Origin of the sequence: Vibrio sp. McD22-P3, assembly GCF_021568915.1 — a bacterium.
Classification (GTDB): domain Bacteria; phylum Pseudomonadota; class Gammaproteobacteria; order Enterobacterales; family Vibrionaceae; genus Vibrio; species Vibrio mediterranei.
Window position 1 is genome coordinate 239,042 of sequence record NZ_JAKGTN010000005.1, and the last position, 14,212, is coordinate 253,253.

The window sequence follows — 14,212 nt, forward strand, 5'->3', positions numbered from 1 at the left end:
TTGTTCTCGTTTCCGTTAAATTGAATTACTGCTTAATTTTGTAGCCGTTAAGGCCGAAGTAGATAAGGTATGCAAAGCCAATTAGAGGGATAATGAAGGCAGCTTGAATACCCATCGAATCTGAAATCTGTCCCATAATGGCGGTGAGTACTGCGCCACCTAAGATAGCCATAATCAGACAGCTACCTCCGAATTTTGAATCACTGCCAAGGTCACGAAGTGATAGACCGAAGATGGTTGGGAACATCAATGACATACATGCTGAGATACCAACTAAAGCGTAAGCACCAACCACGCCACCAACAGTCATCAGCATTAGCACTAGAACAGAGGCTACCAATGCGAGTGCTGCTAATAGTTTCTCCGGTGCGATGTACTTCATTAAACCAACGCATACGAATCTAAAGACACTAAAAGTAATGATTGATACCAACAGGTAAGTGGATGCTTCCGCTTCAGTGCCGCCGACTTGAGTCATCACATAACGAATCGTCCACGACCAACAGCCAATCTGACAACCAACATAAAAGAACTGACCGATCACGCCTTTGACAAAGTGTTTTTTCTGCATCAGGCGACCAAATGTGGCGCGGATAGACATGTCTAAGTCGCTCTCAGCAACCGTGTCTTTTGCTGCCGGCATCTTAGTGAACGCAATCGCTAACCAAACAAAGACAATCACCGCCGCCACCATGAGATATGGCATCATTACTGCGTTCAGCTCAGATGTTTGAATCGCAGACAACTCTGCTGAACTCATAGCGGCGCGTTCTACATCCGTTGCCGGATTCAATTGAGATAAGATATACACCTTACCGATCACTACCCCAGTAATAGAGCCCACAGGGTTAAAGGCTTGAGCAATGTTTAAACGTCGTGTTGCCGTCTCTTCCGGTCCCATCGCGATAATGTAAGGATTGGCACTGGTCTCAAGGATGGATAGACCACTCGCAAGCACAAACAGCGCCATTAAAAATGGTAGGTATTGCATTGCTTGTGCTGCCGGGTAGAACAGGATGGCTCCACAGGCGAATAGACCTAGTCCCAGTAGCACTCCCGCTTTATAACTATAACGTTGAATAAAAAGAGCAGCAGGAAGAGCCAGTACAAAATAGGCTCCGTAAAAGGCAGTTTGTACCAATCCTGATTGCATATCGGTTAATGTAAAGACCTTTCTAAATTGAGCGATCAATACGTCGGTCATATTGTTTGCCAGTCCCCATAAAGCAAAACATGAGGTAAGCAAGATAAACGGTATTAAAATACTCTTAGGTATGACTTCAGAGTTTCCTTTCTTTGATCCACGGTCCGTGGTGGATATTAGTACGTCGGTCATTTTCTTTTCCTTTAGATATACTGTACCCTCCAAATTAATGTTGGATACTGTTTCACGTTATTGGATTAAACTAATTATTTTATATTGGTGTTATCATGCACTTATTTGGATTTGAAATTGAATTCATATCACCATGAATATCACTTTCAATTTCCGCATTGGAAATCAATATATCGATTTCACAAAAATTACATATTTTTAATAAACTTCGTTTCTTGTATTTATTCTTATCCGCAATAAGAATATTCTTGCTCGACACTTGGATGAGCGTCTTTTTTATCTCGTAATTGTATTCATTCGAATCCCACACACCACTATGTTCATCAAAGCCCACACACGAGATTACACTCAGGTCAAGCGCCATTTCCTGCAAAGTATTTTTGGCAATCAAACCATAGAATGATTTGTATTTTTCTGAGTAGTGACCACCTAAGCTAATAATCGTTATATTCTTTTTCCCAGATAGGACACTAATATTATTCAACGAGTTGGTTACAATCGTACAACGAATATCAGGTAATGCTTGAGCAACTAGCCAACTTGAAGAACTAGCGTCTAAACCGATAACAGCACCTTCATAAATATGCTCAATAACCTGTTTAGCCAAATCTTGTTTGTCTTGCATATTGCTTGAGGCTCGATTAGTAAACGACGTTCCTTCATCAATATAACGCTTACTTATAGCGCCACCATGAGTACGAATTAATTCACCTTTTTTATCTAGCGTTTTAAGGTCTCGACGAATTGTTTCCACCGACACATTTAATTCCGATGCCAGGTCTTGAACTGAAACTTGACCAACCTTTGAAATTAAACCCAAGATAAAATTCGCTCTGGTAATTGCTTGCATCGTTTCCTACTACCAACTGCTTTGCTGTTATTAACAGATTAATCGAAAAGGCCAAAAAAACTACGACCCAGCTCACACTAGATTTTTCAGTGACCACTTTTGCCCGATTGTTTGGTTTACCACACAAAAAAACGGGCATTGACTGTGGGAAACGGGCATAAGCGGCGAAAACCAGACATACATTGTGACATTTGAGTGTGTTCCAACGCTTCAAACGTCATATAGGCATAGCTAAATCTACCTACGTCACTGCATAATTTTGCCGTTTTGGTACTATTGAAAACACGATAAAAAGTACAATTGAGAATAGAAAGTATGACCAATCCACTCTCTTCAGAATGGAAGCAGATCAACTGGGTTCTGACCGATGTTGATGACACCTTAACGTGGGATGGCTCCTTGCCTCCTGACACTCTCATCGCCCTACAGTCTCTGCGAGATAATGGCATCAAAGTGGTGGCGGTGACTGGTGCTTGTGCAGGATGGTGTGACCATATTGCTCAGTTGTGGCCAGTGGATGCGGTACTCGGTGAAAATGGTGCATTCTTGTTGGAAAAGAAAGATGGCGCGTTGCAAATAACCACCGAGCGACCTTTGAATCAGATTCGCGCAGATCAAGCCAAACTCAAACAGCAAGTGCTGGATATATTGAGCGATTTTCCTGATTTAGCGTTAACTCTCGACCAATCCTATCGATTATGCGAAGTTGCCATTGATATTGGTCAGAACCGTGAGCCTGTAGATCCGAACATTGTTCAACAGGTACTGACTCGAATCCATGCTTTGGGTGCGCATGCTACTGCAAGTTCTATTCATATTAATGCTTGGTATGGTGACCACTCTAAACGCCACTCATCTCTCAGCTTCTTGAAAGGCAAAGGCATTGAGGGCCATAAGGTTGATGAGCAGTGCTGCTACGTAGGGGACTCTCTTAATGATCAATTGATGTTTGAGCGCTTACCTCTCACCGTGGGTGTGGCCAACATTACGCACTATTGGGATAAGCTAGAACATAAGCCTAGCCTTGTGATGACTAAGCCGGGTGGCTTCGGATTTGCAGAGTTTGCCGAGAAACTGATTGCGCTCAAGCAAAGTTAATAGCAATAAAAAACGGCCATAACGGCCGTTTTTTATTGGCTATAAATCAACTAGATTAACTTGTTTCGAATGTGAATGACTAAGGCTTCAGCAATAATAACGACTGCGAAAATCGTCACTAACACCATTGAGACTTTCTGCCATTCGAATAGGTTTTGAGCATCGTTAAGAACTACGCCGATCCCCCCAGCCCCAACTAAGCCAAGCACTGCAGATTCACGTACGTTGATGTCCCAACGGAACAACACAATCGAATAAAAAGCGGGCATTACTTGAGGCCAATAGCCTTTGACAATCACGCTCATCCAAGACGCACCTGTCGCTCGTAATGCCTCGATAGGCCCCATGTTCACTTCAGCAATGGCTTCCGACAGCAGTTTCCCTACAAAACCGACGCTGCGGATCGCAATCGCCATAATGCCAGCCAGAACACCGGGGCCAAACAGCGCAATAAACAATAACGCCCAAACCAATGAGTTCACTGAGCGCGAAGATACCAAGAAGACCTGAGCAATCCAGTTTAATGTTTTGCTTGGTGTAATATTCGGTGCATTAAGCAGCGCGAGAGGTATTGCAAAAATCAAAGTAAATAGTGTGCCCAGTGTTGCGATATGCAGCGTTTCTATCATCGCCGCATGAATGGTTTGCGGGTAGAAAGCGTAATCCAAAGGCACCATACGCTGAAACATGTCGGCAAATTGCGCTGGCGCGTCATACAAAAACTCAGGAATCACTTCCACCGTTTGCCATGACCAGACGATGGCAGATACGAGGCACAAATACACGGCGAAACGCGCAATTCGCTCATTGGGCGTAAAGCGTTGCCACTCTTTATCAATAGCTGCTGTGGTCATTAGAAGATTCTCCTCACGATATTAGACAAGAACTCGCCAACCAAAATGAGTGCAATAATGGTGATGAGAATGGCAGCAACGAAATCATAATCAAAGCGTTGGAATGCAGAGAACAAGGTACCACCAAGTCCACCAGCACCAACGATCCCGACCATGGTTGAGTTACGTAAGTTGGAGTCAAGCTGATAACTGGCAAAGCCGATGAAGCGAGTAAACACTTGTGGCATTACCGCGTATAGAATCACGCTGGCAAAACTTGCTCCGGTTGCTCTAATCGCCTCTACAGGCTTAAAGGAAATCTCTTCAATCGCCTCAGCAAATAGCTTGGCAATGAACCCTATTGACGCGAATACCAGCGTCAAAATACCCGCCAATGCGCCAAACCCAACCGCTTTAACAAACAAGATGGCAATAATGACTGGGTGGAACGAACGGCATAATGCGATAAAGCCTCGCACCGGAGTGGACACAATCAAAGGCATCAGGTTTCGCGCAGCTAGTAGACCCAAAAAGAGCGAAATAACGATGCCGAAAAAGCTCGAAATGATAGCTATCTGCAAGCTCTCCGCTAAACCACTCAATAACAAGTTAGTGCGAGAAAAATCAGGTGGAATCATACGAGAGATCAGTCGTTCACTCTCACCAAAACCTATTATTAATCGGTCAAATGTCAGACCCAACGTCGAGACGCTGTAAAACAGATACGCCACGACCGCAACAACAATCGCGCGACTTGTCCACGACGGTTTGAATGGGTTTTCAACATTGATTTTTGCATTCGGAGTTAGTCCAGCCATGACTCACCTCCGTAAATGATCTTCAGATCTTCTTCGGTAATTCCCTCAGGGCTGCCGTCATAATGTACCTTGCCGTTACACATGCCGATAATGCGTTTTGCAAATCGCTTCGCTAGGTTCACATCGTGGATATTAACCAGCACCGGAATATTCTTCTGCTCAGCAAAGGTCTCCATCAGCTCCATGATTTCCACAGCGGTTTTTGGATCCAAAGACGAAGTCGGTTCATCGGCAAGCAGAATATAAGGGTCTTGCATCACAGCTCTTGCGATACCAACGCGCTGACGCTGACCACCAGACAGACTATCAGCTCGCTGGTTAGCAAAATCTTGTAAACCAACAAAATTGAGCAGTTCAAATGCTTTAGCAAGATCTTCTGAAGAGTATTTACGTCGCCACGCATTCCAAGCACTCATGTACCCCAAACGGCCGCTTAGTACGTTCTCAATAACCGTTAAACGTTCAACTAAATTGTACTCTTGGAACACCATACCTATGTGTCGGCGCTGCTTTCTCAACTCTTGCCCCTTTAGCTTGGTTAGGTCTTCTCCTTCAAACAGGATTTCACCGGATGTTGGGTCGTTGAGACGATTGATGCATCGAAGTAAGGTACTTTTACCAGTACCAGATGGGCCAATGATCGCGATAATCCCCGGTTCATCGATATCGATATCGATCCCTTTTAGGATTGGCTTACCTGCGACATATTCATGGAATAGGTTATTGATTTTGATTCCGTCGTAGCTTGCTACAGCCATACTGCTTTCCTTGTGCTTACCCTAATTCGCTCTCGATTGTTCAGCGTCTTAGGCAAATTTTGAATGAACTATGCCCTACCTTTGAGGGCATAGTTAACAAAGATCTAATGGTTTAAATTAGGGGGGAGTTATTGAGTGCTAGCTTGCTTTGCTAGTTCCGCAGCTTTCTTCTTAGCACGCTTCGCCGCATCTTTCTCAGCCAACTTCTTCAGACCCGCCTTGGTGTAAGCCGTACCCGTTGCATGTGCGATATCACGAATCACGCCCCACTCCTCTTGATAAGTGATTGGTGAGAAACGGTCAGCGCCTTTAAACGAAGCGCTCATTTCTGGGGTAAAGCGGTAACTAAAGAATGCCTCTTTGATTTTCTCAACCAGTTCTGGTTTCAGGTTATAAGAGTAACCAAATGCTGAAGTTGGGAAGCGAGGACTGCGGTAGATGATTTTTAGTTCTGAATCGTCAACACGACCCGCTGCAACCATGCGGTCATAGACGTCTGACGCGACTGGCGCAGCATCATAGTCGCCGTTGTAGACGCCAAGAATAGATTGGTCATGTTTACCTGAATAAAGCACTTTGTAGTCTTGGTCAGGTACAAGTCCTTCAGCAGGGAAAAGTGCGCGTGGTGCTAGGTTACCAGAGTTGGATGAAGCAGAAGTGTGAGCAACCTTTTTACCCTTTAAGTCAGACATGTCGTCAATACCGCTGTCTTTGCGAACAATAGTAATCAGGTTGTAGCCTTGGAAGCCAGCTTCGTCACCTTTTACTGCAATCGGGACATAGCCTGCCAAGTTTACTGCATAACCTGTAGGACCTGTCGAAAAGCCTGCGACGTGAAGTCGGCCAGAACGCATCGCTTCAACCTGAGCAGAGTTTGAGTGCACCGTGTAGTAAATTACGCGTTTACCAGTAATCTTGCTCAAATGTGCTTGGAAGTCAGCAAACGCATCTTTGTACAATGCCGGATCTTCTACTGGAGTGTAGGTAAATACTAAGGTACTTGGGTCAATCCACTCATCGGCATTTTTCGGAGAGTCAGCGACCAAATCGTTGTTTTCATCACAGTATCTATCGTCAAGTACGCCGCGGCTAGAGCATTCATTTGCTAGAACGAGGGAAGGTGCAAGCAGCGAGGTGGCGATTAACAGTCCTTTAACACTGATTTTCATATTCAAACCTTATTTTCACGTTGTTGTTGTAATCACGTCACATATTGCATGCGACGTGCCAACAATTTTATTCTTATTATTCAATTAGTTAAATTACACCACTCAAACACGTTAGCTAAATGGGTCAAAAGTGTCCATTAAACAAACCGTCATTTGAGTCAGTTTTGTCCCAACTTTTTTTGCAAAGATTAACGCCACTAAAAAAGGGCCCGAAGGCCCTTACTCTACCTTCAAAAATCTACGATTCGATGTCCATACAGTTAGCGTAATAGGTCACTGTTGCCGGCCAATCACTAAACACACCCAACACACCTACATCTTTGGCTAGTACATCTAGCATGACCATCATGTCACCATCTTTCGTGATAGCTGGTTTGACTGATTGATAGTACCATCCACCGCCATTGTTCAATGGTCCAGAACGTTCCAGCGTCCAAGCGATAATGTCTAAATCAGCTTGCTTGGCCAGTTTCGCATAATCAGATGCCACTATTTGTCCTTTGTCATCAAGTTGCACTAACGCGAACAACGGTGGGGCGATAATATTGACACCCTGCTTATGCAGATCTTTCATGTTCTCTAGAGAAGCAACAAAGTCTTTCTGCTCATAGACACGGTCATCAAGATACACTGCTTGCTCGCCAAACTCCGGAGTCTCGGCAATCCAATATTTCACGTCATTTAGGTTAAATGACTGAACGTAGGTATCGGAAGGCGCAAAACCCGCGGCTTTGAGTTCATCAATCAATTTTTGCGCGTACATTTCTTGGCTAAAGCCATCAAACGGCATTTCAACCGCTGCAGATTTTAGCTCCGGCGTCACTTTGACCCCATGCTTCTTAAACAGAGCAGCGCTCTCTGCATGGGTCATTAACGTACCACTTTGTGCATACAGATCCGTTCTCCAACTTGGCGTTCCCTGCATGTATTCTTCAATAGTGGTCGCTTTCGGGTTAGCGCCATCCATTTTGCCTTTCAAACGCTTAAACTCCGCCAGAGTAAAGTCTGATGTGCGGCACTCAACTTGTGCGTCTTTACCGGTAGATGGATCAGCTGGCTGGAAAGGTATGGTGCATTTTTTTGCAAGATCTGGGTGTGCCAATACATCGGTTGTTGTGTGCAAATCACTTTGAGAGTGACGACAAACCAGTTGCTTGTCTTTGGTGAAGGTAACATCACACTCCAGTACACCCGCTCCCATCTCAATCGCCGCTAGATAAGACTCTTTAGTATGTTCAGGAAACTGCATCGCAGCACCACGGTGTCCGATAGAGAAATCACTGCGCTCAAACGCGCCATTACTGCAACTCAGTAGCTTATCTTTAAGAGGGCTATCATCCATGCTATTCACCAGATACGCCGGTCTTGGCCCCAAGTTGGCGGGTTCATCAGCCCAAACACTTGTTGAGCTTACCGCCATCAGGACGCCTGCCACTGCTGTGAGTATGTGCTTCATTTAGTTCTCCTTTCATCTCGTTACTCTACGAGAATCAATCCTTGTTAGTGGTCACGGTTTATCGTTTATAGGAACGAAAACGTTGGTTTTCTACACCCTATTTTACCGTGAAGGATGTGACAAAATTATCACAAGCACGTGATTTGCACCCTTCATGCCAAAACAATAAAACTATTTAATTTCAGTTAATTAGAACTTCCACTTACAAAGAACACTGGCTATTGGGTCACTATTGTCCTTCACCACTCACTAAGCGAATTGCCATTATCTCCATCACTCTTCAAGCCTTAGGTCACTTTAAAATCGTCCTTATCCAAGTGGTGCTTTTTCATTTTCCGATAGAGCGTCTTACGCGGTAAGTTCAATTTGCTAGAGACATCATTTATGTTGCCAGCCGATTCAATTAACGCCTCAGTCAATACATTGCGTTCGTATTGTTCCATCTGTTTTTCAAATGCAAACTCAGTCTCACTGGCGTCTTGTATTGGCGTTTGCAAATCAAAGCCATCACCAACGATACCTAATACAAAACGGTCCGCAACGTTACGTAGTTCCCTCACGTTACCCGGCCACTCATGACGCGATAGCTGTTGAATCTGTTCCGAATAAATCGTGGAAGGTCGAGTCTTGTATTTCTGACTCGCCTGGCCAACAAAATGCCTAAATAGACTCTGGATATCTTCTTTACGTTGACGCAATGGCGGCAGATTAAGACTGGCGATATTAAGGCGATAGAAAAGATCCGAGCGGAACTCGCCAGTATCACTTAATGCTGCAAGATCTGCCTTACTGGCCGCTACGACAACAATGTCCACTGGTATTAACTCATTCCCGCCCACACGCTCAATGACTCGCTCTTGAATAACGCGCAGTAGTTTTATCTGTACCGCTATGGGCATACTCTCTATTTCATCAAGAAACAACGTACCACCATTAGCCTGCTCAATTTTGCCAATGCGCTTTTTATTGGCACTGGTAAACGACCCCGCTTCATGACCAAACAGCTCACTTTCAATAATACTCTCGGTCATTCCACCACAGTTGATAGCGACAAATGGTTTGGCTTGTCGGCGACTAAACTGGTGAAGTGCTCTTGCTACGACTTCTTTTCCTGTTCCTGTCTCACCATTAATGATGGTATCCACCCCTGTGTTAGCGAGCGCGAGCACTTGCTTACGTATGGTTTCCATCGCTTTAGATTGACCAATAATCACGGATTCAATCGCTTCGCTGTCGGTCAACTCCAGAGATTGGGTACTAACGAGAGTTTGTTGCGCTTGTAACTGAGCTAAATCGAGCTTGGCGATCACCTCATCGGCATTAAGCGGCTTTTCGATAAAGTCGAACGCCCCCAACTTCATTGCTTCGATAGCCATCGGAATATCCCCATGACCACTCATCAATAAAACCGGCACTTGTGGCGCGCGATGTTGAATTGAGCTCAACAATGTCAGTCCGTCGACCGAGGGCATCCTGACGTCACACAACACAACCGACCGACTGTTATTGGTAAGTGATCGTAGCGCTTTTCTTGGGTCAGTGAACGCTGTAACTGCGAAACCTTCAAGTTCTAGCATTTCACTTACTGCTTCTACTACGTCGTGTTCGTCGTCAATGAGGACGATGTGTTTTTGTTGTGTCATGATGGATTGCCTTGTTGCAGAGTCACAATAAACTCAGTGCCCTGTTCAATCTCGGATTGGACATGAATCGTCCCTCCAAAATCTTGAATAATGTTGTATGCAATAGAGAGCCCGAGCCCGAGCCCCTTACCTGAACGCTTAGTGGAATAAAATGGGTCAAAAAGATAGGGTAACTCATCGGCAGGTATGCCTTTCCCATTGTCTTGGACGGAAACTGAAACTGTTTTGGTGTCGCTCCAAATGGAAACCACCAATAGTGGTTCAGCGCTCCCTTCCACAGCGTCTAAGGCGTTGCTGACCAAATTCACCAAAACTTGTTCCAATCTAATGCTGTTGGCTCGAACCAAACAGTCCGGCTGCTGTTCGAACACAATCGATACCCCCTCTCTTCGGTTATCAAAGAGTTCAAGAGCATCTTCCACCACCTTGTTTAACGGTACGTTTTCAAGCCTACCGTCACTTTTTCCAGCAAATGCTTTAAGGTGTCTGGTAATTGCTGCCACTTTCTCCAATAGCACTTCGATTTTTTGAAGGTTGGTTATAGCTTTATCGGGGCGCTCTTTTTCAAGCCACCGCTGTGCACTTCGGACATGGCTATTAACCGCAGTTAATGGCTGATTGATTTCATGAGTAATCCCGACACTGAGCTGTCCCAACGCCGCGAGTTTCCCTGCTTGAATCAATTCGTTTTGGGTAATACGTAATTTTTCCTCTGCGGCCGTACGCTCCACCACTTCCGCTTCCAAGCGTCGGTTGGTCTGCTTCACCACTTTCGCCGTTGACTGAAACACTTTGAGGTATTTAGCCATTTGCGTCACTTCATCATTTCCACGAATCGCCACTTCAGTATCTAAATGTCCCGTCGAGATAGCGAACATGTTGTGTTTCAGCTGCGTAAGTCGTTCAAGAATGTTTTTACGTACATAAAACCATGAGATACCCACCGCCGCTAACACACTAAACAGAGACAGCGCTAACGATAACTGTTGGTTTGAAAGCAATGACTGTTGAACTACAGCGATGGAGTTGTCGATGTTACGATTAACCTTATTGGTATTAGATTCAATTTGCACCGTTAACTGGTTCAAATGGTCGCGACTGTTCTGCAAGAAATACTGCTCTTGATATCGGTGATCCAGTGCTTTGTTTTTTAGGGTATACAGGCGGCTCGAGCTAGAAGACAAGTCGTAAATAATCGAGAGTTTTTGGTCGATCTCAGGAAACTGTAACTTCACGCCACTTTGTTGCCATAACGTCCACCACTCTTGACCAATTTGCTCAATTCGGTAAGTGGTGTAATCAAGCTCGTTAAAGCTAGCATCGCTATAGAGCTTTTCCACCAGCCCAAGTTGGTAGTACAGCAACGACTTCATCTGTGTGTATTGAATTTGAGCTTTGGCCGCAGTTGGCAACTGGTCCAGTGACTGAGTAGCTTGTTTCAATAGCGGGTAGAAACCTTCTAGCAAATCTCGCAGCTCTAGATTGAGTTGTTGTGATTCGTTTTCGCTTTGATGCAATAAGCTCAAGCTATTACTGACCTGAGCAATCATTTCTTTGTAATACGAGTGATAATCCGGAAACTGGATCATAATCTGATCCATCTCATCAATGGCACGCTCTATCTTCTGCATGGCCTGCTTTCGCTCTAAATTCGAGTCCGCTTCACTAAGCTGAGAAGAGGTGGTAATGATCGATCGAACTTTGTCATTGAGCAGAGCGGCCTGCTCCAAGGCTGGGATCTTGTTCTCTTTCAGAACAATAAGACGTTGGTTAAGGTCATTGAACGTATAAGTGGTAACCACAGATAGGATTAATGTAGTGAACGCGAGCATAGCGAGTGCCAGAATCAGGCGCAGTTCTATACCTCGCAATCTCATCCAGCGTTGTTGGCGCATCAAAGAAACCACACGACGAAATCTCGCCGCCACGCTTTGGTTAGAGTGTTCACGTAACTCACGTATCATTTCCATTGACTGATTTGCCCTCTACACCACCAAATCATTAACAAGCCATATAAAACACCATAACAATAATTAAATAAAGGACATAGTCCGCTTTTTGAGAGAGTGGTTGATAGGCACAATTAGCTAACATCTTATGAACTAACCATTTTTTACAAGCACTCTAGATTGATAGACGAGGAAAATTGCGATATTAGTTAGCTATAACTTAAAATTTTGGTAACACTCATGGCAGATAACTCTATCGAAAAATCCGTTTCATTCGCCTCTGTCATTGATTTGGTAAATGCCTATCCACTGTTGCCAGCCGCTTTGCGCGAACAGGTAGAAACATCCAATCACCTTGACGCTATTACGCTAAAGGCTATTCAAAATAGCGCCAAGCTATCGCCATCGGACCGGCTTCCAGAAAGCCAAATGGTTGCCTTGTGGTCACTGCTCGAACAGCACCATCCATCGCCCGACATTGGACTCATCATTGGGCGAACCATATCCCCTGAATCAAAAGGTGTACTAGCAAGTTGGGTGAGCCAATGCGCGACGTTAAGAGATGCCTTTAACACGTTCCAAAGTAATATTTTGCTGATGAATGCTTCGGAGAGTTGGCAAGTAGAAGACGATGGGCAGCAGTGCCGCTTAACCCTCTCCATTGAATCACTGCATAACTACCCTAGAGCCGCCATCGAACGTAGTATGAGTGCGATGGTGACGTGGGCGAGAATGCTGAGTGCCCAATCCTTCCCGCTAACCAAAGCTAAGTTTGGGTATTTGGCTCCGAACTATGTGGATAAATATCAACCAACCTTTGGAGAAGCCATTGAATTTAACTGTGCTGAACACCAGCTGATATTTGAATCGAAATGGCTCAACCTTCCTATTGTGACAAGTAGTGAGTATCTGAAAACGATGATGGCAAAAACCGCACGAAGTCATCTTGAGACGCTAACGAAAACTCAACCTGTCCAGCTGCAGGTCAGAACCATAGTAGTAAACGGACTAGAAAATGGAGAACTATTCAGCGTAGACAAGGTTGCGCAGCAATTACACATCAGCCGACAAACGCTCTACCGCAAACTGGAAAAAGAGCATACCTCCTTCCAGAGTATTCTTGATGATACTAGAAAGCAGCTAGCAGCCCGTTGGCTAACTCAAACCCCGCCTCCAAGCGTGACCGAGTTGAGCTATCGTCTTGGTTTTAAAGATACCAGCAGCTTCTACAAAGCGTTCAAGCGCTGGTATCAGGTTAGTCCTAAGGCTTACCTTTCGAGATAAACTGTTTAAATGCCTGTGCTGATCGTTCTGGGACCTCTTCCATCGGTAAGTGTCCCACGTCGTCATACACCACAGCATAAGAGCCCCGAATATCACGCTCAAACTTTCGCGCATTTTCAGCTGGAAAGTAACGGTCTTCCTTCCCCCACAGAATAAGAGTCGGCTTAGCAACTTGCGTTATCTTATCCGAGTCCTCATCCAGCGATGCCTTGACGCGACGTGTAAATCCCTGTCGATTTTGTTGGTAGGTGGTCAGTTCGTAGTATCGATCAATTAACGCCGCATCCACGAGTTGCGGGTCGAAGTAAACCTCTTTAAGCCCATCCTCGAACATAAACCTTGGAGTGACATGTTCCATTATTTTATCGATGACTGGCCACTGGGCCATCTCAATGCCTGGTGGCCACGATTGTTGCGGATACCCTAACGCGTTTATCAACGTAAGGGTTTTAACCTGCTCTGGATGTTGCAAACTGAACTCCCACACGATGCGCCCTCCTAAAGAGCTACCAACAAAATGTGCCTGTTCGATGTCGAGTTCTCTAATAAAAGCGCTCAAAAAAGCAATATCGTCAGCGATTTCGTACTGGTTTTGAGGCAGATGCCCGGTCAAGCCAAAACCCGGTAAGTCCATACGTACGACGCGATAGTCTTGTTTGAGGATTTGCGTCCATTGTTCCCACGCGTGAAGTGACGATGAAGTGCCATGCAGTAAAATCACCACCTCACCCTGTCCTTCATCTCGATAATGCACTCGTTTACCTTCCACAGTGGTAAATTTCGAGGCGTGATTTGTGTATTTCTGTTCAATGGCTTGTGAGCTATTTTGTGCGCCACATCCTTGCAGCAACATGACCAAAGCCATCATTGGTGCCACATTCCAATTCATATTTCCCTCTCCCTACATACTGCACTTTCCATTCTAGAAGCTTGAGTGTAGAGACTATGGTGGTAAGAAATAGGTCATAAGGTTGCAACATCGCGTTCTTAGGACTCATTTGACTTTAGTGAGGAACAA

The 14,212-nt window shown here is 44.9% G+C and carries 12 protein-coding genes; 2 read left to right on the plus strand and 10 right to left on the minus strand.

Going from position 1 to position 14,212, the window contains the following annotated elements; translation table 11 throughout:
- Nucleotides 1-25 precede the first annotated feature (25 nt).
- Both fucP and L2W36_RS08135 read right to left on the minus strand, forming a co-directional pair.
- Nucleotides 26-1,336 carry an L-fucose:H+ symporter permease gene (gene fucP, locus L2W36_RS08130; RefSeq protein ID WP_236109759.1) on the minus strand — a complete coding sequence of 437 codons (1,311 nt, stop codon included), beginning with the start codon at nt 1,334-1,336 and terminating at the stop codon, nt 26-28.
- Between the two features lie 79 nt (nt 1,337-1,415).
- Entirely contained in the window at nt 1,416-2,186 is a 771-nt protein-coding gene (locus tag L2W36_RS08135) for a DeoR/GlpR family DNA-binding transcription regulator (protein WP_063605559.1), read from the minus strand.
- A 315-nt stretch (nt 2,187-2,501) separates the two neighbouring features.
- Here L2W36_RS08135 and L2W36_RS08140 point away from each other — a divergent pair, with 315 nt between their 5' ends.
- Entirely contained in the window at nt 2,502-3,284 is a 783-nt protein-coding gene (locus L2W36_RS08140) for an HAD-IIB family hydrolase (protein WP_063605560.1), read from the plus strand.
- Nucleotides 3,285-3,334: 50 nt separating this feature from the next.
- On the opposite strand, the gene phnE (L2W36_RS08145) is transcribed toward L2W36_RS08140, so the two are convergent.
- The 7 genes from phnE (L2W36_RS08145) to L2W36_RS08175 form a co-directional block, all read right to left on the minus strand.
- Nucleotides 3,335-4,138, minus strand: coding sequence for a phosphonate ABC transporter, permease protein PhnE (phnE, locus tag L2W36_RS08145; RefSeq protein ID WP_236109760.1), 804 nt, complete (start codon nt 4,136-4,138; stop codon nt 3,335-3,337).
- Entirely contained in the window at nt 4,138-4,935 is a 798-nt protein-coding gene (gene phnE / locus L2W36_RS08150; RefSeq protein ID WP_006071561.1) for a phosphonate ABC transporter, permease protein PhnE, read from the minus strand. Before phnE (L2W36_RS08150) ends, phnE (L2W36_RS08145) begins: the two co-directional genes overlap by 1 nt.
- Entirely contained in the window at nt 4,923-5,693 is a 771-nt protein-coding gene (phnC, locus tag L2W36_RS08155) for a phosphonate ABC transporter ATP-binding protein (protein WP_006071560.1), read from the minus strand. The genes phnE (L2W36_RS08150) and phnC overlap by 13 nt, the downstream gene beginning before the upstream one ends.
- A gap of 128 nt (nt 5,694-5,821) precedes the next feature.
- The gene (gene phnD, locus L2W36_RS08160) at nt 5,822-6,862 is read right to left on the minus strand and encodes a phosphate/phosphite/phosphonate ABC transporter substrate-binding protein (protein ID WP_236109761.1); all 1,041 of its coding nucleotides are present in this window, start codon (nt 6,860-6,862) and stop codon (nt 5,822-5,824) included.
- 238 nt (nt 6,863-7,100) lie between these two features.
- Nucleotides 7,101-8,318 (minus strand): glycerophosphodiester phosphodiesterase family protein, encoded by a 1,218-nt coding sequence (locus L2W36_RS08165; protein WP_236109762.1) that lies wholly within the window; start codon nt 8,316-8,318, stop codon nt 7,101-7,103.
- Between the two features lie 287 nt (nt 8,319-8,605).
- A complete protein-coding gene (locus tag L2W36_RS08170) occupies nt 8,606-9,961 on the minus strand; it encodes a sigma-54-dependent transcriptional regulator (RefSeq protein WP_236109763.1) in 1,356 nt (451 codons plus the stop codon).
- The gene (locus tag L2W36_RS08175; protein ID WP_236109764.1) at nt 9,958-11,931 is read right to left on the minus strand and encodes a sensor histidine kinase; all 1,974 of its coding nucleotides are present in this window, start codon (nt 11,929-11,931) and stop codon (nt 9,958-9,960) included. The genes L2W36_RS08170 and L2W36_RS08175 overlap by 4 nt, the downstream gene beginning before the upstream one ends.
- 219 nt (nt 11,932-12,150) lie before the next feature.
- Here L2W36_RS08175 and L2W36_RS08180 point away from each other — a divergent pair, with 219 nt between their 5' ends.
- Nucleotides 12,151-13,194, plus strand: a complete 1,044-nt coding sequence (locus L2W36_RS08180; protein WP_124940936.1) for an AraC family transcriptional regulator — start codon at nt 12,151-12,153, stop codon at nt 13,192-13,194.
- Here L2W36_RS08180 and L2W36_RS08185 read toward each other — a convergent pair.
- The gene (locus L2W36_RS08185; protein WP_124940935.1) at nt 13,172-14,083 is read right to left on the minus strand and encodes an alpha/beta fold hydrolase; all 912 of its coding nucleotides are present in this window, start codon (nt 14,081-14,083) and stop codon (nt 13,172-13,174) included. The two genes, L2W36_RS08180 and L2W36_RS08185, sit on opposite strands and share 23 nt — an antisense overlap.
- Between the last annotated feature and the right edge of the window lie 129 nt (nt 14,084-14,212).

Bases quoted from the DNA above. Each gene is read 5' to 3' on its own strand.
- fucP (WP_236109759.1), bottom strand. From the start codon at position 1,336: ATGACCGACGTACTAATATCCACCACGGACCGTGGATCAAAGAAAGGA.
- L2W36_RS08175 (WP_236109764.1), bottom strand. From the start codon at position 11,931: ATGGAAATGATACGTGAGTTACGTGAACACTCTAACCAAAGCGTGGCG.
- phnC (WP_006071560.1), bottom strand. From the start codon at position 5,693: ATGGCTGTAGCAAGCTACGACGGAATCAAAATCAATAACCTATTCCAT.
- L2W36_RS08180 (WP_124940936.1), top strand. From the start codon at position 12,151: ATGGCAGATAACTCTATCGAAAAATCCGTTTCATTCGCCTCTGTCATT.
- phnD (WP_236109761.1), bottom strand. From the start codon at position 6,862: ATGAAAATCAGTGTTAAAGGACTGTTAATCGCCACCTCGCTGCTTGCA.
- phnE (WP_006071561.1), bottom strand. From the start codon at position 4,935: ATGGCTGGACTAACTCCGAATGCAAAAATCAATGTTGAAAACCCATTC.
- phnE (WP_236109760.1), bottom strand. From the start codon at position 4,138: ATGACCACAGCAGCTATTGATAAAGAGTGGCAACGCTTTACGCCCAAT.
- L2W36_RS08165 (WP_236109762.1), bottom strand. From the start codon at position 8,318: ATGAAGCACATACTCACAGCAGTGGCAGGCGTCCTGATGGCGGTAAGC.
- L2W36_RS08170 (WP_236109763.1), bottom strand. From the start codon at position 9,961: ATGACACAACAAAAACACATCGTCCTCATTGACGACGAACACGACGTA.
- L2W36_RS08135 (WP_063605559.1), bottom strand. From the start codon at position 2,186: ATGCAAGCAATTACCAGAGCGAATTTTATCTTGGGTTTAATTTCAAAG.
- L2W36_RS08140 (WP_063605560.1), top strand. From the start codon at position 2,502: ATGACCAATCCACTCTCTTCAGAATGGAAGCAGATCAACTGGGTTCTG.
- L2W36_RS08185 (WP_124940935.1), bottom strand. From the start codon at position 14,083: ATGAATTGGAATGTGGCACCAATGATGGCTTTGGTCATGTTGCTGCAA.